The organism is Pseudomonas sp. P129 (assembly GCF_020312195.1).
GTDB lineage: Bacteria > Pseudomonadota > Gammaproteobacteria > Pseudomonadales > Pseudomonadaceae > Aquipseudomonas > Aquipseudomonas fragariae.
The window spans coordinates 621,867-644,556 of record NZ_JAGPYS010000002.1 but is presented as its reverse complement, the minus strand read 5'-3'; the positions used below and the strand labels follow the sequence as shown (position 1 = coordinate 644,556).

At 60.1% G+C, this 22,690-nt stretch carries 20 protein-coding genes; 10 read left to right on the top strand and 10 right to left on the bottom strand.

The window, feature by feature from the left end; genetic code table 11:
- Window positions 1-35: 35 nt before the first annotated feature.
- The 4 genes from KBY02_RS08020 to KBY02_RS08005 are packed head-to-tail and all read right to left on the bottom strand — an operon-like array spanning window position 36 to window position 4,525.
- Window positions 36-1,340 (bottom strand): sensor histidine kinase, encoded by a 1,305-nt coding sequence (locus KBY02_RS08020; RefSeq protein WP_011267632.1) that lies wholly within the window; start codon window positions 1,338-1,340, stop codon window positions 36-38.
- On the bottom strand, window positions 1,333-2,040 hold the full coding sequence (locus tag KBY02_RS08015; RefSeq protein ID WP_011267633.1) for a response regulator transcription factor: 708 nt from the start codon (window positions 2,038-2,040) through the stop codon (window positions 1,333-1,335). Before KBY02_RS08015 ends, KBY02_RS08020 begins: the two co-directional genes overlap by 8 nt.
- A 51-nt stretch (window positions 2,041-2,091) precedes the next feature.
- Complete coding sequence (locus KBY02_RS08010; RefSeq protein WP_011267634.1) at window positions 2,092-2,871, bottom strand: MipA/OmpV family protein; 780 nt, start codon at window positions 2,869-2,871, stop codon at window positions 2,092-2,094.
- Window positions 2,872-2,905: 34 nt separating this feature from the next.
- The gene (locus KBY02_RS08005; protein ID WP_219812131.1) at window positions 2,906-4,525 is read right to left on the bottom strand and encodes an FAD-dependent oxidoreductase; all 1,620 of its coding nucleotides are present in this window, start codon (window positions 4,523-4,525) and stop codon (window positions 2,906-2,908) included.
- Window positions 4,526-4,814: 289 nt separating this feature from the next.
- On the opposite strand from KBY02_RS08005, the gene KBY02_RS08000 reads away from it, so the two are divergent.
- Complete coding sequence (locus KBY02_RS08000) at window positions 4,815-5,546, top strand: TetR/AcrR family transcriptional regulator (protein ID WP_225650149.1); 732 nt, start codon at window positions 4,815-4,817, stop codon at window positions 5,544-5,546.
- 17 nt (window positions 5,547-5,563) lie between these two features.
- Here the strand turns inward: KBY02_RS08000 and KBY02_RS07995 are convergent, their stop codons facing one another.
- Window positions 5,564-6,877 carry an APC family permease gene (locus tag KBY02_RS07995; RefSeq protein ID WP_225650147.1) on the bottom strand — a complete coding sequence of 438 codons (1,314 nt, stop codon included), beginning with the start codon at window positions 6,875-6,877 and terminating at the stop codon, window positions 5,564-5,566.
- Between the two features lie 206 nt (window positions 6,878-7,083).
- On the opposite strand from KBY02_RS07995, the gene KBY02_RS07990 reads away from it, so the two are divergent.
- From KBY02_RS07990 to KBY02_RS07975, 4 genes are all read left to right on the top strand, one after another.
- Window positions 7,084-7,326 (top strand): hypothetical protein, encoded by a 243-nt coding sequence (locus KBY02_RS07990; protein WP_024643223.1) that lies wholly within the window; start codon window positions 7,084-7,086, stop codon window positions 7,324-7,326.
- Window positions 7,327-7,437: 111 nt separating this feature from the next.
- Window positions 7,438-8,298, top strand: coding sequence for a CAP domain-containing protein (locus KBY02_RS07985; protein ID WP_024643224.1), 861 nt, complete (start codon window positions 7,438-7,440; stop codon window positions 8,296-8,298).
- Between the two features lie 174 nt (window positions 8,299-8,472).
- Entirely contained in the window at window positions 8,473-8,904 is a 432-nt protein-coding gene (locus KBY02_RS07980) for a hypothetical protein (protein WP_003405571.1), read from the top strand.
- A gap of 2 nt (window positions 8,905-8,906) precedes the next feature.
- Window positions 8,907-9,641 (top strand): DUF72 domain-containing protein, encoded by a 735-nt coding sequence (locus KBY02_RS07975; protein ID WP_003405569.1) that lies wholly within the window; start codon window positions 8,907-8,909, stop codon window positions 9,639-9,641.
- Window positions 9,642-9,663: 22 nt separating this feature from the next.
- On the opposite strand, the gene KBY02_RS07970 is transcribed toward KBY02_RS07975, so the two are convergent.
- The 4 genes from KBY02_RS07970 to mqo form a co-directional block, all read right to left on the bottom strand.
- Entirely contained in the window at window positions 9,664-10,041 is a 378-nt protein-coding gene (locus tag KBY02_RS07970) for a response regulator (protein WP_032653669.1), read from the bottom strand.
- Complete coding sequence (locus tag KBY02_RS07965; RefSeq protein ID WP_060406206.1) at window positions 10,038-13,049, bottom strand: ATP-binding protein; 3,012 nt, start codon at window positions 13,047-13,049, stop codon at window positions 10,038-10,040. Before KBY02_RS07965 ends, KBY02_RS07970 begins: the two co-directional genes overlap by 4 nt.
- Before the next feature lie 376 nt (window positions 13,050-13,425).
- Window positions 13,426-13,662, bottom strand: coding sequence for a hypothetical protein (locus tag KBY02_RS07960; RefSeq protein WP_011267642.1), 237 nt, complete (start codon window positions 13,660-13,662; stop codon window positions 13,426-13,428).
- Between the two features lie 156 nt (window positions 13,663-13,818).
- Window positions 13,819-15,462: a malate dehydrogenase (quinone) gene (mqo, locus tag KBY02_RS07955; RefSeq protein WP_024651478.1), complete on the bottom strand. Its 1,644-nt coding sequence runs from the start codon at window positions 15,460-15,462 to the stop codon at window positions 13,819-13,821.
- 889 nt (window positions 15,463-16,351) lie between these two features.
- On the opposite strand from mqo, the gene KBY02_RS07950 reads away from it, so the two are divergent.
- The 4 genes from KBY02_RS07950 to KBY02_RS07935 are packed head-to-tail and all read left to right on the top strand — an operon-like array spanning window position 16,352 to window position 21,212.
- A complete protein-coding gene (locus KBY02_RS07950; protein ID WP_024638827.1) occupies window positions 16,352-17,032 on the top strand; it encodes a (2Fe-2S)-binding protein in 681 nt (226 codons plus the stop codon).
- The gene (locus tag KBY02_RS07945) at window positions 17,032-18,015 is read left to right on the top strand and encodes an FAD binding domain-containing protein (RefSeq protein WP_024651477.1); all 984 of its coding nucleotides are present in this window, start codon (window positions 17,032-17,034) and stop codon (window positions 18,013-18,015) included. Before KBY02_RS07950 ends, KBY02_RS07945 begins: the two co-directional genes overlap by 1 nt.
- A 9-nt stretch (window positions 18,016-18,024) precedes the next feature.
- Complete coding sequence (locus KBY02_RS07940) at window positions 18,025-20,241, top strand: xanthine dehydrogenase family protein molybdopterin-binding subunit (RefSeq protein WP_058398507.1); 2,217 nt, start codon at window positions 18,025-18,027, stop codon at window positions 20,239-20,241.
- A 2-nt stretch (window positions 20,242-20,243) separates the two neighbouring features.
- The gene (locus tag KBY02_RS07935; protein WP_032653657.1) at window positions 20,244-21,212 is read left to right on the top strand and encodes an XdhC family protein; all 969 of its coding nucleotides are present in this window, start codon (window positions 20,244-20,246) and stop codon (window positions 21,210-21,212) included.
- Here the strand turns inward: KBY02_RS07935 and KBY02_RS07930 are convergent.
- The gene (locus KBY02_RS07930; RefSeq protein WP_225650145.1) at window positions 21,193-21,816 is read right to left on the bottom strand and encodes a DUF2064 domain-containing protein; all 624 of its coding nucleotides are present in this window, start codon (window positions 21,814-21,816) and stop codon (window positions 21,193-21,195) included. The two genes, KBY02_RS07935 and KBY02_RS07930, sit on opposite strands and share 20 nt — an antisense overlap.
- 141 nt (window positions 21,817-21,957) lie before the next feature.
- Here KBY02_RS07930 and KBY02_RS07925 point away from each other — a divergent pair, with 141 nt between their 5' ends.
- On the top strand, window positions 21,958-22,542 hold the full coding sequence (locus tag KBY02_RS07925) for a flavin reductase family protein (protein WP_024638824.1): 585 nt from the start codon (window positions 21,958-21,960) through the stop codon (window positions 22,540-22,542).
- Window positions 22,543-22,690: the final 148 nt, after the last annotated feature.

Below are 22,690 nucleotides of genomic sequence, written 5' to 3'. Positions count from 1 at the left end.
CTTGTCTATGTATGGCAGGGGCTTTTTATTGCGGGTCAAACCGGCCGACTGCGGAAGTCGAGTCCTGCCCGGGTGCCCAGCGTCGGCATTGACTCCAGCGTCAGTGTCCACTGAAAGCGTTCACAGATACGTCGCACCAGAAACAGCCCGAGGCCTTTGCCACTGCCCGTCCTGATCGGGTTCCTCAGCAGCGACAGGTAATGCCGGGAAGCCTGCTCGGTGTCGAACCCTTCACCCGAATCGGTCACGCTCAACACATCATCCTTGAGTCGCACAGCGATGGTGCCGTCGTAGGTGTTATCTGCCGCATTGCGCAACAGATTGCCGACGGCAATGCGTAGCATTGCTTCCGGCACGTGCAGAGTCAGGGTCTGGTGGATCTGCACCGAGAACTTCACCGGCTTGCCGTCGAGCAAATGCTCATGATCCTTGACAAGGCCGGGCAGCAGACGATCAAGCTCGATCGGGTCATCCCGGTTGGAGGTCAACGGCTCACGCGACAGGTAAAGCAGCGCAACCATGATTTCCGTCAGGTTTTCCACGGTGGCTCGCATGCGTTGCAGTGGCGGCGCTGCACGCGGCGGCAGTTTTTGCCTGGCGAGGATATCCAGCGCACCGCTGATCACGGCGATAGGCGTGCGGAATTCGTGGCTGGCCTGATCCAGCAGCGCGCGTTCGCGGGCCATGAATTGTTCGACCCGTTCCAGGTGCGCGTTGATTCCGCAGGCAATGTCCTTGAGCTCTTCCTGAGCGTAGTGCACTGGCAATCGCTGGGCGGGGCGCTCCGGGTCGAGTTGCTTCATGCCCAGTGCCAGCCCCTGAACCGGAAGATGCAGGCGCACGTACAACCAGGCGATCACAGCAATGATCAGAATCAGATTGAGTACCAGAAACATCGCCCCCACCAGCGCGATGAAGTTCTGCTCCCGCTCCAGATCGCTGATGTCGATGGCGGCGATCAGGCGCTCTCTGCCAAGCGAGGTCACCAGCACCGCATAGTCGCGATCGCCATTGTCAGCGTCCTGGCGGTCCAGATCGCCCTCACTGTAATAGCCAGGTGCGAGTGCAGCGAGAGAGGGCGGCATGCCGGCTGCCGGCGTGCTGCCTGACAGTTTCCAGACCTGGATCCTGGCGTCTTTCTGCGCCGCGGGCAGCACGTCGTCTGCAAGCGTGTTGGCGGTCGCGGTCTCAAGCAGATCCTTCCAGATCGGATGATCAACAAGGTCCTGGCTCATGAACGCGAGGGTGGTCAGGCCGGTGGTCATCAGCAGCCCGAAACCGAGAATTATCACGCTGACGAGGCGATGCAGGCTGCCACGTCGGCGAGCGAAGTCAATCATGTGCGCACACGCACAGACGAAAACCGATGCCCTGCACGGTATGCAGCAATTTTTGCCCGGCAGCACGCTCGCCATCAATGGTTTTTCTGAGCAGGTGCATGTGCGAGCGCAGCAGATCGCCATCGGGCACGCTGTCACCCCAGACGAGTGATTCGAGTTGCGTGCGTGTGACCACGTGCGGTGAGTTGCGCATCAGCACCTCCAGCAGCGTTCGTCGGATCGGCGAGAACGGTAACGGTATGCCATCGCGCGTCACCAATTGCGTGCCGAGATCGAAGCGCAGGTCAGCGATTTCCAGTATTTGTCGCCTGTCTGCCCGCGTGTGGTTACGCGCTGCCAGCACTCGCAGGCGAATCTCCAGTTCAGGCAAGGCCAGCGGTTTGACAATGTAGTCATCCGCACCCGATTCAAAGCCTTCCAGCTTGTCATCCAGCTGGTCCTTGGCAGTCAGCAACATGACTGGCACCGGGTTATTCAATTCATTGCGCAGATGACGCAGCAATGAGATCCCGTCCATGCGCGGCATCATCCAGTCCAGCACAATGACGTCGTAACGGTTTTCCGCGAGCAGGCGGATGGCCGACTTGCCATCCGGTGCGGCGTCCGGCGTATGCCCGCAAGCCTCCAGGTAATCAAACATGTTGGCGGCCAGCGCCAGGTTATCTTCGACAATCAAGACGCTCAGTGATCGTTCGAGCACGGCGGGCTCCCGGTGAGTGGGTTCGAGGCGTTATCAGAGTGGTCTTCAGCATCAGAACTTTCGCGATATGCCGATGAACATCGACGTCGAGCTGTCTGTGTCGTGCTCCACCAGCGGGCTGTCGCTCAGTTCATCCGGCAGGGCGCTGTAGCGCAGGTTACCCGAGACTTCCCACTGTTTACCGATTGGCTGAGAAAAGCCAATGCCGACATAGGACACTGTGGCGCTACCGGGACGATACTCGGCAATGCCGCGTCGTTCTTCCTCGTTCAGGGTGCCGTAATAGTAATCCACCCTATTGCCGGACAGGTGGGTGGCACCGATGTTGGGTTTGAAGCGGGTGTTGCCCAAGGTAAAGGGGTACGCGTATTCGAGGTTTAACGAATAGCCATCGCTGGCACCGCTGATATCGTTTTTGGCGACCAGTTCAAGCAGGCCGGCATCACCGCGCAGCTTTGCCGCCAATCCGGCGTCGATGCCATTGTCGCGGTCTTCCAGCAGGTCGCGGTTGATGCCGTTTCGAGCCAGTTCGCGACGACCGAAATCGTCACGATCAATACCGTCCATCTGCAGGGCAAGAATGGCATCAAGGGCAAACGACTCGGTGTTGATCAGGTGGTAACCCGCTGTTACGCCGTTGACGTAAAAGCGTTCTCCTTCGTACCTGATCAGCGGGATCGGGTTGACCTGCGTGCCGACGCCTGCGTAAGGGCTTTCGCTGATGGCGGCGCCCAGGCCCAGACTGAAATCGCCCGGTTCGGCGTGGGCCAGCTGTAAAGACAGGGCAGGCAATACGACAACAGTCAGTGCAGGAAGGAAAAGGTGCTTCATGTCGAGGCTCTCTGAGTGGTCTTTCTGGCGTGCATCAGTGTGCGACTGCGCGTGTCGCCTGCATGTCGGCGTCGCAGCCAGCGAGAGAGTCAGGTGTGCGGGACAGGGTGGCCAGGTAACGCTGGACTGCCGGTACGAAATCGTCCGTGGCGGTCAGGCCGACGTACCCGTCGGGACGTATCAGAAAGATGATGTTTTCCTGAAGGCTTACGCCGTAAGCGTCACGTGCCTGACCGGTTTCATCGACCAGACCGTAGCGGTCATTACTGACGTGCGCGGGGCGAACCGCAAATGCCTGCAGGAATCGCTCGTCATGGCTGCCGAAAGTATTCATTGCAGCGATGGCCTGCGTACCGAAGGCCAGCAAGGTGAAATGCCCACCTCTGAAAACGTCGAACAATCGCGTGCGTCCGCCGTGCTGCTGCGAGCAGGTGGCATCGGGTGCGCGATCACCTGCCTGGACCTTGCCATCGACGATGTCGGCGCTGTTCACGGAAAGCGAGCTGGCGCGGTAGTTGAGTAATAACTGCCGCTCCTTGTCGCCACGCCTGAATGTGGGCAAGCCGGTGCCAGTGGTGTTATTGAAGAGTTCGCTGGACAACTCCAGCACCGCAGCAGCTACAGGCCTGCGTTCCTCTTCGTAAGTGTCGAGCAGTGCCTCGGGCGCGCCGTCCAGCACCGCTGCCAGTTTCCAGCCCAGATTCCAGGCGTCCTGCACGCCCGTGTTGAGGCCTTGAGCACCTGCGGGGGTATGCACATGGGCGGCGTCGCCGGCGAGGAACACCCGCTCGACCCGATAGCGCTCGGCCAGCCGAACATTGGGGCGGAATACCGAAAGCCAGGTCGGGCTGTGCAGGTGAATCTTCCTGGAGCCCGTAGCTGCCAGCCAGCGGGTCTGGATAGCATGCTCTGAGAGTTCCGGAGCCGGTTCGTCGGCGTCCAGACGCATCATCAGCTGGAACAGGCTCGAATGCGGAAGCGGACACAGGCCGATCATTCCACCTTTGCGCGTCGGCCATATGTGCCATGCATCCCGGGAAAGCCCCTCTACGTGCAGATCGCCAACGATCATCCGGCCTTCCTGAGACGTGGAGCCCGTGAAGTTCACGCCCAGCTGCTTGCGCACAAAACTCTTGCCGCCGTCAGCGCCGACCAGATAGCGGGCATGCACGATACGAGGCTCTCCCTGACAAGCAACCCGAACAGAGACACCTTCGGCATCCTGTTTGATCTGGAGTGCTCCAGTGTCCCATTCAACCTGAGTGCCCAGTTCAGCCAGTCGATCACGCAACACCTGCTCTGTGCGCCATTGCGGTACGAGCCAGACGTTCGGGTACGGGATATCCGCTGTCTGTTTCTGGTACTTCATCATGTTCCATTTGATCTTCAGGAAAGAAACATGAAACTTCATCGGCGGATAAAGCTGCCCGACGCCCAACAATGGCTGGGCGACGCCAAGGTTATCGAACACCTCGATCGTTCGTGGCTGTATGCCTTTGCCGCGAGAACCATTGAAGGGGACAGCCGATTTTTCAATGATTCTGACCTTGATCCCGCGCCTGGCCAGATCGCAGGCCAGCGCCAGTCCGGTCGGCCCCGAGCCGATTATCAGGACGTCGCAAACGTCCTGCTCAACAGGCTGATGTGTATTCAATTTAAAGGTGTTTGACTGGAAATGAATATCGCCGTCTGACATACCTGAACTCCACTTTTGTGTAGGCCACTTCCAGCGGCAGATGGTTGTCTCTCCTATTTCGGATACGATGTATCCGAAATAGGGTTGTGTCAATAAATCAGATCATTCACAAGGCAGCCAAGCAGACGGACGGTGATCCAGGTTGGCGCATCACCGGGGTGGCGGTAATCGATCACGTTCGGCTTATAATCTGCAAATGACTGAAGACCTGAATTGCCAAGCCGTTCCTGGAAGCCCTCGCTGGTGGATGAACCGCGTACGTCGCGTGGAAAAAAGCAGAAGTCGAGGCAGGCCTTCCGTTTCGGCAGAACGGATCATTGCAACTGCCCTGGAGGCGGTCGACGAGGTCGGCGCGCAGGCGTTCAATATGCGCATGCTTGCGGAGCGGCTCGAGTCCGGTACAGCGACGCTCTATCGGCATTTCGCCAGCAAGGACGAGATACTGGTTTACGTGGTCGATAGCGTGCTGGGCGAAATGAGTGCGGATCAATCCGATGCCGCTGAAGGAGCACCGCAGGAGCAGGGCGGCGATGAGCATGCCTGGCAAAAAGCCTGCGCATCAGGCGCCGAACGCCTTTATCGCGTATTGCGCAAGCATCCGGGTATCTTGCCGCTGTTGGTGTCACAGATACCGATCGGACCCAACGGGCTCAAGCGCCGCGAGCAGGGCATTGCGCTGTTTCTGGCCAACGGGTTTCCTGCCGAACTGGCTGCCCGCGCCTACACGTCGGTCGCTCACTATGTGCTGGGTTTCGCCATACAGCAGCATTCAAACGTTGCAAGCGAAGCCACGGACGGCGAGGACCTGGTCGAGTTTTTCTCCGCACTGGATGCGAGTGAATACCCGGCGATTGCGGCTGCCGGACGCCATTTACCTGGCGTTTCCGTGGAGGATGAGTTCAGGTTCGGCTTGCAGCTCATCATCGACGGTCTGGATCTTGCGCTTGCCGGGCTCCAGCAAGGCACCGGCAAGCGCTGAAGCAATGACTGCGCCGTTCAGCGGGGATGCGAAGCGAACGCCGAGCTGCCCAGCCGGGTCAGTCCGTAAAGCGCAGCACCGACCGCCAGCATGATGCCTGCCCGCAGCCAGGTTTCCGGACCTTGCTGAGTGAGCAGCAACAGGCACGAAAGAATGCCCAGCAGCGGGATAACCCAGTGGACCTGAAAGTGCCCGGCTTCGACCTTGTCGCGCTTGAGCACCAGAACGGCGATGTTCACGCTGAGAAACACGAAGAGCAGCAACAGCACGACGGTTTCGGCGAGGATGGTCAGGGTGCTGGTGAAGGACAGGGCAATGGCTACCAGTGTGGTCGCCAGAATTGCCAGCCCCGGCGTGCGCCGCTTGGGCAGCACCAAACCCATCACCGCAGGTAACAGGCCTTCGCGCGCCATGCCGAAGGTCAGTCGGCTGGCCATGATCATGGTCAGCAGTGCGCCGTTGGCCACCGCAATCAGTGCAATGACCGCAAACCACGGCGCAGGTATGCCAAGGCCCGAGGCACTGACCACGTCCATCAGGGGGGCTTGCGAATCCTTGAGTTGCTCGACGGGCAGGACCATCGCTGCGCCCATGCCAACCAGCATGTACACCGCACCCGCCGCCAGCAGCGCGCCGAACAGGGCACGTGGATAGACCTTGCGCACGTCCTTGATCTCTTCGGCAAGGTTGGCCGAGGTTTCAAACCCCACGAACGAATAGAACGCCAGCAGCGATGCGCCGAGAATCGCCGTCGCAGGCGAGGCGCTATCCAGTTCGAACACCCGTTGCGGCACGCCTTGCCCCTGGCTGACGAACCAGATCGCTGCCGCGATCACCATCAGCAAGCCGCTCAGCTCGATGACCGTCATGACCAGATTGGCTGAAAGCGATTCCTTGATACCGCGTGCATTGAGCAGGCCGACGATGACCAGAAATGCCACGCAGACCCACTGCGCAGGCCAGTCGAGCAGCGCCTGGAAGTAGTCGCCGGCGAACGCCACGGCCAGCCCGGCAGCGCTGGTAACGCCTGCTGCGACCATGGAGAAGCCAACCAGAAACGACAGCAGCGGCTTGCCGAAGGCTTTTTCGGCGTACACCGCGGCACCGCCCGCACGCGGGTATTTGGTCACCAGTTCGGCGTAGGACGCTGCGGTCAACAAGGCAAAGCACAGGGCAATCAGCAAGGGCGCCCAGATGGCTCCGCCGACGCGTCCGGCGATCGTGCCGGCCAATGCGTAGACGCCCGCCCCGAGCACGTCGCCAAGGATGAACAGGGTCAGCATGGGCGCCGTGATTGCCCGGCGCAGCGATGAAGTCTCGGCAGTGGCCATGGTCAAGGATTCCTTTCTCTACAGGTGCGGGTATCAACAGCAGAGCGTCGCGCGACAGGTAAATTCAAAACGATGGTGGCTGGCCTGGACCAGCGGCGCCGTTTGCCTGCTTGACGCTGAAATAAACGCTGTTGGCAAAAAAGGTGGAGCATTGTGTCGGGGAGGGGTCTCAATGAGATATTTGATGGATCAGCCAAGAGGCGAACATGAGTCATAGCAGCCAGCAACAGTTCAGGTCAGTCTGGGCAACCCTGCAGTCGTTGCGCAAGGAAGTGGGTGATCTGCAGCTCAGTGAACTCGAGCGTGCCGAAAGCCTGCGCGGTCATCAGACGGTGGACGACAGGGAGGTCATTGAACAATCGTTCGCGACGCTGGAACAGGCCATCGATAATATGGAAATAACGCTTGCCAGCATAGGTGAGGCCACTGGAGAGATCGGCAAGCTTTGAGCGAATGGCAGCGCCATCCTCAAGCGTGCGGCGTGAACCATAAGCAATTTTCCAGGTCTTATTCCGGCCCTGAAATTGATGCCACGCTGTTTCCTTCCAGAGTCTGTTCTCATGCCCGCATTGCCCCGTTTTTCCTGGCGCATCTGGTTGTATCTGGTCGCTCTGTTGCCGATCTACGCGAGCCCTGTCAGTGCTGCCGAAGAACGACAACTGGTCCAGGCAATCAATGATTTTCGCGGCCAGCCGCAGCGTTGCGAAGCGCGTACGACAAACATCTCCAGAGCCCTGGCGCTCAATTCCAGCGTGGCACTGCCGATCGGTTTCAGCGGTAATTTACGTGACGCACTCAAGGCATCCGGCTATCAGGCGGTCACTGTGCGGACCGTACGACTGGCCGGTGTGCAAAGCGCCGACGCAGCGTTCGACATGCTCAGGAGCCGCTACTGCGGTGCGTTGCTCGACCCGCAATACGCGGACATCGGCATCACCCGGCAGGGGAGCGACTGGCGTGTGGTGCTGGCGAAACCGTTGATCGACGAGAGCCTTGAAGACGCGCGCTCGGCTGGACGGGCGCTGCTGGCGCAGGTCAACGCCGCGCGTGCCAAGCCGCGCATGTGTGGCAAGCGGCCTTTCCCGTCGGCTCGGCCGTTGAGCTGGAATACCACCCTGGAAACGGCCGCGCAGGGGCACAGCCAGTCTATGGCCAGCGAGAATTACTTTACCCATCGCGGTTTCGATAATGACTCGCCGGCAGATCGCGCGCGTGCTGCCGGTTACGGCGGACGGCAGATCGGTGAAAACATCGCCGCGGGGCAGAGCACGGCCAGCAAGGCCATGGCGAGCTGGCTGGCCAGCCCGGGGCATTGCGCCAACCTGATGAACCCGATGTTTACCGAAGTCGGCGCGGCTTATGCGACGGCTACCCATGCTGATTACGGTGTGTACTGGACCATGCTGTTTGGTGCGCCCTGATCAGCAGCCAGCACCGTAGCGATCTTGCTCACCTGGCAGTCAGGCCGGGTACCGTTTGTCGCCTGTTCGATGTTATTTGAAAACCGCCGCTGATGAGCAAGGGTCGGTTGTACCACAAGAGGCGCGCTTGAACGGTGCGTCCGGTGGCAACGTCAGCGAGGTGTAACAGACGTCATGAAACGAACCATTGATGCTGCAGAGCTGAATATCTGTTTCAGCGAGGACCTCGAAAAGGCCTTATTCAAGTGGTTCGTCGCCAGCTTTCTGATGGGCAAGCGCATTCAGGCAGACATTGCCTGCGAGGCCTATCGCGTTATCGTCGAGAAGCATCAGCGTGACACTCCACGCAAGCTTGCTCACTGCACTCACCGGGAACTGGTCGCCATGCTGGGGCAGGCACATTATGTGCGCTATGACGAGTCAACGGCGCATCGACTGTCTGCACTGTGCGCAAAGCTCAATGACGAATACGCGGGCAAGATAGGTCGAATTCGCGAAGTGAGTGAGGATCGGAAGCAATTCGAGAAGCGACTCTGCGAGTTTGCCGGTGTCGGCCCCAAGACTGTTGAGATATTCATGCGCGAAGCCGGCAAGGTGCTGTATTGATTATGCCGCCAGTTTATATCGGTTGTGCAGGCTGGAGCCTTGCGCGTGAGTACTGGCCCGACTTTCCTGAACAAGGCAGCCATTTGCAACGCTATGCTTCGCGCTTCAACGCGGTCGAGATCAACAGCTCGTTCTATCGCCCTCATCGCGCTCAGACCTACGCACGCTGGGCGCAGGCGGTGCCCGCCGGGTTTCGCTTCTCGGTCAAGATGCCGAAACTCATTACCCACGAACACCGACTGCGCGAGTGCGAGACCGTTCTGACCACGTTCCTTTCTCAATGCACTGCGCTGGGTGACAAACTGGGCTGTCTGCTGGTCCAGCTTCCGCCCTCTCTGGACTATGCACCGCAGGTAGCTGAGAGGTTTTTCAGAGCATTACGCAATCAGTACGCCGGCAGCGTGGTATTGGAACCGCGCCATGAATCCTGGCGGCAGGCTCAGGCGCTGCTGATCGAGCATCACATTGCGCAGGTAGCCGCCGATCCGTCAGTAATCAGTGAAGGGCACTTGCCCGGTGGGTGGCAGGGTGCTCACTACTGGCGCCTGCACGGGGCGCCGAAAATTTATCACAGTGCCTATTCCGTCGAGCATCTGGAAGGTTTGGCTGGGCGAGCGTCGGCGTCTGTGGCGCGGGAAATCGAGACTTGGTGCATCTTTGACAACACGGCCAGCGGAGCCGCCGTCCGTGACGCGCTCGCGCTGCAGGCACTGGTTGAGCGCAACAGGGCTGGGTAATAGGTGCGAACGGGTGCAGTGCTCAGACCTCAAGCAGCTCACTCAACGCTTCGCTCAGTTGCTCGGCACTGAACGGCTTGGCGACGCAACGCCGGTTGAGCCACGCGTCGGGGATCCCCAGCCGCCCGTACCCCGAACAAAACATGAAGGGTATGCCGCGATCGGCAATGGCGGCGGCTATCGGAAACGAGTTGCCGCCGATAATGTTGATGTCCAGGATGGCCAGGTCGTACTCGCCGTTACGCGCATATTCGACGCCGTCGTTCAGCGTGCTGGCGTGGTAGGCGGTCGCAAAACCCAGATCCTCGAGCATCATCTCCATCAACATGGCGAGCATGGTCTCGTCTTCCACCAGGAGCACTTTGGGGTGCGAGGTCCGGTCGTCTGATTCTGAACTCATAAGCGGCTTTCCGGTTTGTCTGGCCAGGGAATCAGCATTGACCAGATGATTCCTGTTCGGGCGAACTGAATGTCGGCCTGACCTTTGAGTTCTCGCTCGATGCTGCGGCGTATCAAGCGCAAGCCAAAGCCTTTCACCGTGGTTGCGACGACCGGCAGGCCGCCTGTTTCCTTCCATTCGATCTTCAGCGTCGGGGGAGTGTGTTCGGCAGTCAGCGTAGAGGTCACTGTCACCTGACCTGAGGCCGAAGAAAGCGCACCGTGTTGCACTGCATTGGCCATCAGCTCATGGAGCACCATGGAAAGTGTCAGTGAAAAACGCGGTTCCAGGGTCACCGGATCGCCTTCGAAACAGATGCTGTGTGCCCCCGAGTCCACCTCCTGCAGTTGCTCTATCAGGTCGACCAGTTCGGTGGAAATCCATTCTGTACGCGCCAGTGCATCGTGCGCCTGGCTCAGGGCAAACAGGCGCGCGCCGAAGCTCTTGTGAAAGGATTCCAGTGACGCAGAGCTGTTGACGGTGAGAGAGGCTATGGCCTGAACGGTCGCCAGAGTGTTTTTTACCCGATGATTCAGTTCGTTGAGCAATCCGGCGCGGGTCAGCCGGTCTTCCAGTTGCTGGCGTTCCAGTTTGCTGGAGATCGATTGCGCCAGCCGATGGGTCGTACCGCTCTGCTTTAAAAATGTCGTTTCGCCAATACTGTCCGTCCCCTGATGCACGGGCAGGGTGAAGGAAAATACGCTGCCCGAATCCAGTGAGCTGTCGGCCCACAGACGCCCGCCGTGGGCCGTGATAATGCCTTGGCAGATATACAGGCCCAGGCCGTTGCCGCGCGGGTTGCCTTCCTTGACAGACCAGTAGCGCTGGAAAATGAAAGGCAGGTGTTCGGCCGGAATGCCTATGCCGTCATCACTGACCCTGAACAGCACTTCGTTCTGATCGGCTACCGCATCGATGTTGATTCGGCCACCTTTCGGGGTGAACTTGATGGCGTTACCGACCAGATTGGAAAGTACCTGAAAGATTCGTTCCGGGTCCGCATCGATCACCAGGCCTTGCGCGGCGGTGCAGTTGAGCTCGATGTTCTTTTCGGTGGTCAGCATCACCAGCAGGCTGCAGGCTTCTTCCAGCAGGCTGGTGACACTCAGCGGCAGGCGCGAAAGCTGGTAGCGGCCGGCTTCGATCTGCGCGGTATCGAGCAGGTCTTCCAGGAGGCTGTTCATGCGCGTCGTGGCTTTCTCGATGGTGCCCAGCGCACGCCGGATGTTGCGATTTTCAAAGTGTGTGTCGCCCACCGCCCAGCTTTGCATCATGCCGCACTGCATGATGATGATCGACATCGGGTTACGCAGGTCATGGGAAACCACGGCGACCAGTTCATCACGCAAACGGACCGCTTCCTGTTCGCGCTGTACCTGGCGCTCCAGGTCGCTTTCCAGAGCAGAACGACGAATGTCTTCAGCGCCATAAAGATCTGCGCGCGACCACGGGCTGGCAATGCCGGTAACCTCTTGCTCCCAGACATCGAAAGACTGCCTTGGGTGCAGACGATGACTCGCGGAACTCTCCGGACGGGTACTGACGTGGTGGGTCGGGTTACCGCTCCAGTTCATCGTGGAGGTGAGTTGGGCGCGAAACCACATCACTGCATTATCAATCGGCTTGGGCAGCGTGAACGCGATGACGCCGCTTGCGATGTCTCTGTAAACGGCGCTGTCGGCAAGCTCCCTCTGCATGGAGTTGGTGTGGAAAACCCCCAGACCCTGCAAGCCCGTCGCCCGCTGTCTGGATCGCTGATTGGCCAGGCCGGTGTCGCGTATCCAGGTGTACAGCTCACGCACCTGTTCGATTGAAGGGCAGGTGCCGAACAGATAAACCTGATCGTCAATCAGCACCGCGGCACCGTCTGCCAGGGTCAGCGACATGAGAAGCTCGGGCCGGCTCACCAGCCCGTCGAGAACCTCATGATTGGCGCGACTCATGGCGTCTGCCAGTTGCCCGAGCAGGACAACTTTCTCTTCCCGCTCGCGCTGGATATTAGTCGCGACAATGGCGGAAATTTTCACCGACAGTAACTGACCGATCATCGCGCAGGCATCGCGCAACTCTCTGGACACCCGCAACGGTTCGGGGTGACCGCAGGCAACCAGGCCCCAGAGCTCGCCGCCGTCCAGCAAGGAGATACTCATCGACGAGCGCACGCCCATGTTCTTGAGGTATTCGCAATGCACCGGGGACACGCTGCGCAGCGTCGAGAAGCCCAGGTCGAGCGGTTGCCCGGTCGCCGGGCGCAGTGTTGGTATCAGGGGTACGGGAACGTAGGTGGCGTCCGGAATCACACGGATCCAGTTCAGCCGATACAGCTCTCGCGCCTGGGCGGGAATGTCCGAACCGGGGAAGTTCAGGCCGCTGTAGCTGGGCAGTGGCCCGGTCAGTGCCTGCGCAACGACTTGGCCATGGCCCTCGGGCTCGAACCGGTAAATCATGACCCGGTCGTAACCGGTAAGCGCCTGAATCTCGTGCACACTGATATCGAACAGTGTTTCCAGCGTCGTGGCTGCCTGCAGGTTGCGCAATACCCGGGTAATGATTCTGGACTGCCCATGACCGGTTTCCACGAAGGGCTCCAGCTCGATTATCAGCACATCGTCGGCACGCTGCAGCGAGGCGCTGTAGTGGGCTGTTCCGATCGTCAGTTTTATCGGGTCAATGTGTGGGGCAGCGGGGTGGCCGTACGCATGGTCGATGAGGGCCGACTGTTCGGGCGATAACAGCCATGACAAAGGCTTGCCCAGCAACTCGTCAGCGGCCATTCCGAATTCTGTTGCGCAATTGGCGCTGACCTGCTCAATGCAAAGGGGATCGCCTGCAACGCTGAGCAGTACGCCATGCGGCTGAATCGCGCCAGGAACACGGATCGGCTCTCGGGCACATTCGGCCAGCGCAGCTTCAAGCGCTGCGTCAGGCTTTGCATCCAGCATGTCCTTGATCAATTGCGTGAACTCCATAGGGTGTTTCAGCCGGGAACAGCCAGCCGCTGCTTGGTACGACGTGCAGTCGTTCAACGCTAAACGCGGTTCAGATGGTTTTTTTGTCGGCCGCAACGAAAATTTGAGCGGCCAGCGGCCCGGATGGACAGCGCAAGAAAATGCGAGGTTGCCGCGAAAGTGCGGCGTGGAGACCTGGACGATGCGCTCTGCTGATACAAGCCAGAGATGGAAGGAAGTAGGCCACCATAACAGGTGCCCGTTGAACGCGTAGCTTTAACTGACTATGTCGGGGAAATGCCTGCAAGTTGGCAGGTGTGGGCCTTTTGAGGCCCTGCCTGCCATTTTTTAGCGAATTATCGGCAAGTGCTGGGTTGCTACAGGCCCGCTTGGGCAATCAGCCCTGGCCGTTCAACTTGCGTTCCAGCTCACGATTCTTTGCGCGAAGCGTTTCGGCATCCTGCTCTTTTTCCTTGATGGACGTCGGGGTGATGACCTTGTCTACGCCTTCGGTTTCGGGGTTTTCCTGCGCAATGTCCTTGCGCACCACATCAACCGGCTTGCCGGACTGGTCTGTCGTTGGCGCGGACTGTACAGGCGTGTGGCTGGAAGGCTTGTCAGTATGCTTGCTCATTGCAGTTCCTCTCTGTGTGTCGTCCTGCTTGGAGGAACGAACGGCGCGAAGAGTTCGACGTGTTTTCATGTCGGCACGGTTTGCGTGAGAAAGCAGCTGCAAAAAAAAGCCCCGCCAGACGAGGTCTGGCGGGGCTTTGCTCAAGCTCTGAAAGCCTTAGAGCGCCATGTCACTGGCTGGATTGCTTTTCGCTGGCTGTGCAGCAGGTGCAGGTGTTGGAGCATTACCTGTCTTGTTCACCGGCGGCGGTGGAGTCAGTTGCAGGACTTCGGCGGTGTAAGCCCATTCCTCGGCAACACGATCCGGATTGTTGTTCAGCTTGGTGCCGTAGCTAGGCACGATCTGGTGCAGTTTTGCCTGCCATTCCGGAGTCGCTACCTTGTCCTTGAAGACTTTCTCAAGTACGCCCAGCATGATCGGCGCTGCAGTCGAGGCGCCTGGCGAAGCACCCAGCAGGCCGGCAATGCTGCCGTCCTTGGAAGCAACGATTTCGGTACCCAGCTTCAGAACGCCGCCTTTCTCTTCGTCACGCTTGATGATCTGTACGCGCTGACCGGCTTGCATCAGGCGCCAGTCTTCTTTCTTGGCGTTCGGGAAGTACTCTTTCAGAGCAGCGAAGCGATCGTCGTCAGACATCATCACCTGACCGGCGAGGTATTCGATCAGCGGGTACTGTTCGATACCGACGCGAGTCATCGGCCACACGTTATGCGTGGTGGTGCTGGTCAGCAGGTCGAAGTAGGAACCGTTTTTCAGGAACTTGGTCGAGAAGGTCGCGAATGGGCCAAACAGGATCACGCGCTTGCCGTCCAGAACACGGGTGTCCAGGTGCGGAACCGACATGGGTGGCGCGCCAGTCGACGCGATACCGTAGGCCTTGCCCATGTGCTGCATGGCCAGGGTCTGGTTGTCAGTGACAAGCCACGAACCGCCGACCGGGAAGCCGCCGTATTCCTTGGCTTCAGGAATACCGGATTCCTGCAGCAGATGCAGCGCTGCACCGCCGGCGCCGATGAACAGGAACTTGGTGTCGGTCTCGGTAACGGTACCGTCTTTCAGGTTCTTGTACTTGACGCGCCAGGTGCCGTCGTCGTTGTGATTGATGTCTTCGACTTCGCTCGACAACTGCAGATTGAAGTTCTGCTTGGCTTTCAGGTTGGCGACGAACTGACGAGTGATCTCGCCGAAGTTGACATCGGTGCCGATCGGGCTCCAGGTCACGGCCAGCTTCTGCGCCGGGTCACGACCTTCCATCATCAACGGGACCCACTTCTTGATCTGCTCGTGGTCTTCGGAGTACTGCATGCCGCTGAACAGCGGGCTGGCTTGCAATGCTGCGTAACGCTTGCGCAGGAACTGGATGTTGTTGTCGCCCCACACGAAGCTCATGTGCGGTGTGGAGTTGATGAACGAACGCGGGTCTTTCAGGACGCCGGTCTTGACCTGCCAGGACCAGAACTGACGGGAGATCTGGAACGCTTCGTTGATCTCGATGGCCTTGGAGATGTCGACGTTGCCGTTCTTGTCTTCAGGGGTGTAGTTCAGTTCGGCGAGCGCCGAGTGACCGGTACCGGCATTGTTCCAGCCGTTGGAGCTTTCTTCGGCAACGCCGTCGAGGCGCTCGACCATTTCCATCGACCAGCTCGGCTCCAGCTCGTTGAGCCAGACAGCGAGGGTTGCACTCATGATGCCGCCGCCGACGAGCAGTACGTCGACTTTCTTGGTTTCAGCCGCCTGCACGGGCATCAGGCCCATGGAAATGGCCAGACCCAGGAGGGCCGTGTTCACTTTCTTAAACATTCTGTCATCCATCTGATAAACGCCATCCGCCGACTACTCCTGGGGAAACGGCCTGTCACATGCATCGAGCCTGCGACAAACACTCGCACCCACGGGGACTAGAGGTGGACATACAAGGCCAATATAATACCGCTCGAGACCTCAATTTATGTCCTGCTGCGCTGACTTCTTATCATCATTGGATTCAGCGTCATGAGTGACATTTGCTCTGTTGGTGCGCTGCGATGCCCGAGGGTCTTGCCCTCTGAGCCACGTGCGAAGACACACCTGGTCAGCCTGTTCACGGAGTCTGGGACGCCGCATCGGAGCATGGAGGCACGCCTGACGCGCAATTTTATGTACGCGTACTGCGCCACATCCTCGGTGGCATACCGGCAAAGACGCGGTATTTTCGCATAATGTGCACCCCGGTTGCGAGGTGCCATCATCAAATTGGCCACGAATGCGTTGATTTAGACACTTCACAGCCTTCCACTGCCTATCTGTATCGGCATTTTCGCCCGGGTCTTTAGCCGTCAGACGGATATGGCCCTCACTCGGTCTGCAACCCGCTCCGAACAACGCGCTCATCCGGCTCCCATGCATTCATGAGCCAGGCTCATAACGGCGTGTGACCTTGGCTGGCTAATCAGCGCGCTGACCTCCTGTTAGGGTCCGTACTCGGCTGTCATGCGGGTGGCGGCAATGTCCGGATACAGACGCCCGTCAAACAGTTGGAACTTTGGAGGCGCTGACCAGTTAAACACTTATGACGGGTGATAGCGTTTTGGCTTTGATTACCCCCGAAAATAAAGGCAGCACGTCAGTGAGCAGGAGTACGCCCGGGCCGCTGACCACACCATAACGCCCGTCGCTTTACAGCAGCGACGGCTATTACCGAGTGATCCTGATGACCGAACCCAAGAAGCACAAGGAAACTGCTGGCGACAGCAGTACCGTGCAGCCCTCACGCCGAAACTTTCTGAAGTTCGGTGCCTCCGGCATTGCTGCGGCCACGCTGTCTACCTGGATCCCCTCCGACGGCATGCTGCAGGCGGCGCCTCTGGCACCTGCGGCCCCCGTGGTCGAAGACAGTGACGCGCCCGCAGCGGGTGAGCAGCGCATCCAGTTGAAGGTCAATGGCCAAGTTCATACCCTGAACGTGCCGGCCAATGCCGTTCTGCTCGATGTGCTGCGTGACCGCCTGCAACTGACGGGCACCAAGAAAGGCTGCGATCACGGCCAATGCGGCGCCTGCACGTTGTTGGTCAACGGCGTGGCGATCAACTCCTGTCTGTCGATCGCCGTTCAGCACCAGGGCGACAGCATTACCACCATCGAAGGGCTGGCCGAGAACGGCAAGCTGCACCCGGTACAGGAAGCGTTCTGGGAACACGATGCCTACCAGTGTGGTTATTGCACCTCCGGACAGATCATGAGCGCGGTCGCGATTCTCAAGGATCCGAACATTGCGTCCGACGACGCCAGCGTTAGAGAGGCCATGAGCGGCAATATCTGCCGTTGCGGTGCCTACAAGAACATTCTGTCTGCCGTGCAATCTGCGCGCTCGAAAATGGGAGGTGTCGCCTGATGCGAACTTTTGACTACGCTCGCGCCGCTTCGCCCGCGCAGGCTTTCAGCACAGCGTCCGGTGAAGGGCAACGCTTCTATCTGGCCGGTGGCACCACACTGCTGGACCTGGTCAAGCTCGACGTGATGCAACCGCAGCAACTGGTGGACATCAACCATCTGGCGTTGAAGCAGGTCGAGTCGCTGCCCGATGGTCGCCTGCGCATCGGCGCGCTGGTCAGCAATACCGACCTGGCCAGCCACCCGCTGGTGCAGCAGCGCTACCCGGTGTTGTCCGAGGCGATTCTTGCCGGTGCTTCGACCCAATTGCGCAACAAGGCGACCACCGCCGGCAATCTCATGCAGCGTGTACGCTGCCCGTATTTTCGCGATGGTATTTCCGCCTGTAACAAGCGCCAGCCGGGCTCTGGCTGCGCAGCGATCGGCGGGATGAACCGCAGTGTGCACGCAGTGCTGGGCACCAGCGAACACTGCATTGCCACGCATCCGTCAGACATGTGTGTCGGCATGGCGGCCATCGGCGGGCAGGTTACCGTCCAGGGCGCCAACGGCTCGCGGGATATCCCGCTCGCCGACTTTCATTTGCTGCCGGGTGATACGCCAGAGCGCGAACACGCGCTGGCGCCCCATGAGCTCATCACGCATGTGACCCTCGACGCGCCGCTGTCAGGCAGCCGCTCTTCTTACCTGAAGCTGCGCGACCGAACCTCTTACCAGTTCGCCCTGGCATCCAGTGCCGTGATTCTGGTGATGGACGGCAAGCGCATTACCGATGCGCGCATTGCGCTGGGTGGCGTGGGCACCAAGCCGTGGCGTGCCCTGGAAGCGGAACGTGCGCTGATCGGTCAGCGTGCCGACCCGGACACCTTTGCGCAGGTCGCAGCGCTGGCGATGAAGGGCTCGCGGGCCTATGAACACAACGCCTTCAAGATCCCGCTGGGTCAGCAGGTCATCGTCCGCAACCTTCGTGACCTCACGGCCTAGGAATTTCTCATGAGTGAAAACATCATTGGTGTGCCGCAGCGTCGTATCGACGGCGGCAAGAAAGTCAGTGGTCAGGCGCGCTATGCCGCAGACCATCCGATGGGCAAGATGCTTTACGCCTATGGCGTCTACAGCACCATCGCCAACGGGCGCGTGCTGGCCATAAAGGATCAGCAGGCCAAGGCGATGCCTGGCGTGGTCGATATCTTTCACCACGACAACTTCCCCACGTTGCACCGTACTCCGAACACCAAACTGAGCTTTGCCAAGATGCTCTCGGCCAGCAAGGCGGACGAGCATCGCTTGCCGTTCGAGGATGACCGTATCTATTACCCTGGTCAGTTTGTGGCCCTGGTGGTGGCCGAGAGCTTCGAGCAGGCGAGGGCGGCGGCCTATCGCGTGACGGTGGATTACGACGAGCGTCCGGCGGTCAAGGACCTTGCCGAAGGCATGCGCGTCAACGGCGCCCGCGATGGCGGTGCCGGGCACAACCGGGGCAATCCGGACAGCGCGTTCGATGGCGCAAAAGTCAAAGTCGACCAGACCTACACCACGCCGGTGGAAGTGCACAACCCGATGGAAATGCACGCCAGCACCGCCTGGTGGCAGGACGGCAAACTGTTCGTCTACGAAAGCACCCAGGGCGTGGTCAACCACCGCAACCTGCTGGCCAACGTCTTTGACCTTTCCCCCGACCGGGTGGAAGTGCGCGCGCCCTTCATAGGCTCGGGCTTCGGCGGCAAGCTGTGGCCGTGGCCGCATTCGGTCGCAGCCTGCGCCGCTGCCAAAGTCACCGGGCGACCGGTGCAACTGGTGTTGCCGCGTGCGCAGATGTTCACCACCGTGGGCCACCGTCCGGAAACTCGCCAGCGCCTGCGTCTGGCCACCGATGCGAGCGGCAAGCTGGTGTCGATTCGTCACGAGTCGTTCAACAACACCTCGATGCTCGATGACTACACCGAAAACTGCGGTGGCGTGACCAAAAGCCTGTATGCCTGCGATAACGTACTGGTCAGCCACAAGATCAGCCCCATCAACCGCGGTACGCCGACCTCCATGCGTGCGCCGGGCGCGGCACCGGGTCTGTTTGCACTGGAGTCGGCCATTGATGAAATGGCGCTGGCCAGTGGCATGGAGCCTCTGGCATTCCGCAAGCTGAACCTCTCTGACAAGGATCAGAGCGCAGGCCTGTCGTGGTCCAGCAATCACCTGCCTGAAGCCATCGACAAGGCCGCCGAACGGTTTGGCTGGCAGGCACGCAAGGCCGACGTCGGTTCGATGCGCGAAGGCGATGAAATCATTGGTTACGGCATGGGCGCCTGCAATTGGGAAGCCTATCAGGTGCCCACTGATGCGCGGGTCATTCTGCGTTCCGACGGCACGGCTCTGGCTCAGTGCGGCTTGCAGGACATCGGCACCGGCACCTACACCATCGTCGCGCAAACCGTCAGCCAGTTGACCGGCATTCCCATGGAGCGCGTCGAAGTGGAACTGGGCAGCTCGTCGTTCCCGGCAGGCCCGGTGTCCGGTGGTTCGTGGGTCACTGCCAGCGTAATGCCGGCGATTGCCGGCGCCACCCGCGAAGCGTTGCAGAAACTGCGCCAGTACGCCGTCAGCAAGGATGCCGTGTTCGCCGGACAGGACGCCGAAGCGATCAAGGTCGAGAACGGTCAACTGGTCATGGGTGAGCAGCGTGCGAGCTTCGTCGATGTGCTCAATGGCCAGCGTCTGTCGCGTGCCGAGGGCACGTTCCAGAGTGGCATGCCTGAGGCCGGCAAGTACTCATTCCGCTCGTTCGGCGTGCATTTTGTCGAGGTGCGCTGGGACCCGGGCATTTCCAGCCTGCGCGTTTCGCGGGTGGTCAGCGCCATTGACGTGGGCAAAGTGGTCAACCCGCTGGCGGCACGCAATCAGGTGGAAGGCGCGATTGTGATGGGCATCGGCATGGCCTTGTTCGAGGCCGGTGAATACGATCCGCGCAGCGGCATGCCGGTCAATAACAACTACGCCGAGTACGTGGTACCGGTGCATGCGGATCAACCGGACATCGACGTCCTGCTGCTCGATTATCCGGACTACAACCTGGGTGAATTCGGCGCACGAGGTATCGGCGAGATCGGTGTGACCGGGCTGGCCGCAGCAGTGGCCAACGCGGTGTATCACGCGACCGGCAAACGGGTGCGCAGCCTGCCGATCAGCAAGGAAAAACTGATGGCAGGGTTGTAACAATGAAACAGCTTGATTTGCAGGTAGTACAACAGGCGAGGGACTGGCTGGCCAGCGGCAAGGCGGTCTGGCTGTGCACGGTTCTTTCCACGTTCGGCTCGGCCCCACGCGGGCCGGGTGCGATGCTGGTGGCGCTGGGCAGCGGTGAGCATCGCGGCTCTCTGTCGGGTGGTTGCGTGGAAGAGGATTTTCTCGAGCGCGTTGCCGCGGGGCAGTTCGAGCCGGTCAATCAGGTGGTTCGCTATGGCGACGGCGGCTTCGCGCCAACGCGGGCCTTGCCGTGCGGCGGTGTGCTGGATGTGCTGATCGAGTTCATTGCGCCAAAACCTGAGGCCGATGCACATCTGGCGGCCATCGAGCAGGCGCTGGCCGGGCGCGAACTGGTCAGCAGGCAGGTGCACCTGGGCGGTGTGCAGAGAGCGATCGGGCCGGCGACGATGGGCGAGTCGCGTGTGCAGGTCGATGGTGAACGGATCAGCATCCGCATGGGCGCGGTGTATCGTGTGCTGCTCGCCGGGCTGTCGCCGGTGGCAGAGTTCTGCGCCAGTTTTGCCGTTGCGATGGGCTATGAGGTCATCGTCTGTGACCCTCGTGTCGAAGTGACCTCGGGGTTTTCAATGCCCGGTGTCGAAGTGCGTGGCGTGCTGCCTGCGGTGTTCATTGCCGAGGGCGGCTGCCACAGTTCGACGGCCGTGCTGGCGCTGACGCACGATCCGAAGCTGGACGATCTGAGCATGCTTGAGGCGGTACGTACCGAGGCGTTCTACATAGGTGCAATGGGCTCGATGCGCACCAGCAGCAAACGTCTGGAGCGTCTGGGGCGGATTGGCGGGCTGGACGCTCAGGTCCTGGACCGGATCCACGCGCCGATCGGCCTGAACCTGGGCAGCAAGACGCCTTCCGAGATCGCCATTGCGGTGATGGCTGACATCCTGCGGGTGGCCAACGGCGTCAGTCGTGCCGAGGTGTGAGGTGTTGCCGGCAGGCTTCTGCCAGCGCTGAAGGGGTGTCGGCGTCGCGCAGGATGCCAGGGTCATCGCAATACAGTAGGTCACACGCCTCGGGGTTATTCGTGATCAGGGCCTTCGCGCCCTGATCGCTTTCCAGTTTCAGCAGTGCCGGCCAGAATCGTCGACCGATGATCACCGGATGGCCACGCTGGCCTTCATGCATTGGCAGGACGATGCGCTGGGGATCGGCCATTCTGGCCAGGTCATGCAGGGTCTGCGGCTGTATCCAGGGCATGTCCGCAAGAACAACGGCAACCGCATCGGCAGAGGAGTCCATCGCTGCCGCAACGGCGCTCGCCAGGCTGTGGCCCATCCCCAGTTCGGCCTGTTCGCTGCGGATGATCGTGATGTTCGAGGCAACCCCCAGCGCATCCGCCTGGTCATCAGGGCGCAATACCACCGCCGTTTTGGCGAATGCGTTTTGCGCGTTTTCCAGGCTTGCCGTCAGCAGGGTCCGCCCGCACGGCAGAAGCGCCTGCCGCTTGTCACCGGCAAAGCGCCTGCTGCGGCCGGCTGCGAGGACCAGGGCGAACACTTCGGGGATCTGGCTGTCTATGCTGCTCAATCCGAAACCTTATGAGTGGGTGAAAGGAGAGGGCGCGTGCGGTTTGCGCGGCGCACCCTGCAGTTCTGCCGATGCACGCACAATGCCTTATTTCGCTGCCTTGCCGGTAGCGGCACGAATCATGTTTTTCGAGGGTTTCAAGTGGACAATCATATTCGTCCTGTCGAACTGGAAAAAGCCTACCGTTTGCTCAACCACGGGCCGACCGTGCTGGTCTCATCCAGCCACGAGGGCACGCATAACGTCATGGCTGCGGCCTGGGCCTGTGCGCTGGACTTCTCGCCACCGAAGGTGACGCTGGTCATCGACAAGATGACCAAGACCCGCGGACTGGTGGAGAAGAGCGGCTACTTTGCCCTGCAGGTGCCCAATCTGGATCAATTGCAGATGACCTTCGACGTCGGCACCCAGAGCAAGGTCTTCACTCCGGACAAGCTGGACAAGGCCAATGTGGACCTGTTTCGCATCGACGGGCATGACTCGCCGCTGGTGGCCGGATGTTCGGCCTGGCTGATCTGCAAGGTCATTCCCGAGCCGCACAATCAGCAGACCTACGACTTGTTCATCGGTGAAGTCGTCGGCGCCTGGGCTGACAACCGCGTGTTCAACGACGGGCACTGGGAATTCGAAAAGGCCGACCCGAAATGGCGCAGCCTGCATTACGTCGCGGGCGGGCATTTCTATACGATCGGTGAGCCTGCGGTGGTGGATACGGGCGACGAGTAATCGCGATGTCTGGCCCTGACGATCCTCGCCGACCGTAAGGGCCTCTTCGTGAGCAAGCTCACTCCCACACAAGCACACTCATTGCTCCCACAGATGGCTCCCGTGGTAGCGAGCTTGCTCACGAAGGGGGACTGACTGATCAGTCAAT

Coding starts and splice junctions, on each gene's coding strand:
- KBY02_RS08020 (WP_011267632.1), bottom strand. CDS start 1,340: ATGATTGACTTCGCTCGCCGACGTGGCAGCCTGCATCGCCTCGTCAGC.
- KBY02_RS08010 (WP_011267634.1), bottom strand. CDS start 2,871: ATGAAGCACCTTTTCCTTCCTGCACTGACTGTTGTCGTATTGCCTGCC.
- KBY02_RS08000 (WP_225650149.1), top strand. CDS start 4,815: ATGAACCGCGTACGTCGCGTGGAAAAAAGCAGAAGTCGAGGCAGGCCT.
- KBY02_RS07995 (WP_225650147.1), bottom strand. CDS start 6,877: ATGGCCACTGCCGAGACTTCATCGCTGCGCCGGGCAATCACGGCGCCC.
- KBY02_RS07990 (WP_024643223.1), top strand. CDS start 7,084: ATGAGTCATAGCAGCCAGCAACAGTTCAGGTCAGTCTGGGCAACCCTG.
- KBY02_RS07985 (WP_024643224.1), top strand. CDS start 7,438: ATGCCCGCATTGCCCCGTTTTTCCTGGCGCATCTGGTTGTATCTGGTC.
- KBY02_RS07980 (WP_003405571.1), top strand. CDS start 8,473: ATGAAACGAACCATTGATGCTGCAGAGCTGAATATCTGTTTCAGCGAG.
- KBY02_RS07975 (WP_003405569.1), top strand. CDS start 8,907: ATGCCGCCAGTTTATATCGGTTGTGCAGGCTGGAGCCTTGCGCGTGAG.
- KBY02_RS07970 (WP_032653669.1), bottom strand. CDS start 10,041: ATGAGTTCAGAATCAGACGACCGGACCTCGCACCCCAAAGTGCTCCTG.
- KBY02_RS07965 (WP_060406206.1), bottom strand. CDS start 13,049: ATGGAGTTCACGCAATTGATCAAGGACATGCTGGATGCAAAGCCTGAC.
- KBY02_RS07960 (WP_011267642.1), bottom strand. CDS start 13,662: ATGAGCAAGCATACTGACAAGCCTTCCAGCCACACGCCTGTACAGTCC.
- mqo (WP_024651478.1), bottom strand. CDS start 15,462: ATGTTTAAGAAAGTGAACACGGCCCTCCTGGGTCTGGCCATTTCCATG.
- KBY02_RS07950 (WP_024638827.1), top strand. CDS start 16,352: ATGACCGAACCCAAGAAGCACAAGGAAACTGCTGGCGACAGCAGTACC.
- KBY02_RS07945 (WP_024651477.1), top strand. CDS start 17,032: ATGCGAACTTTTGACTACGCTCGCGCCGCTTCGCCCGCGCAGGCTTTC.
- KBY02_RS07940 (WP_058398507.1), top strand. CDS start 18,025: ATGAGTGAAAACATCATTGGTGTGCCGCAGCGTCGTATCGACGGCGGC.
- KBY02_RS07935 (WP_032653657.1), top strand. CDS start 20,244: ATGAAACAGCTTGATTTGCAGGTAGTACAACAGGCGAGGGACTGGCTG.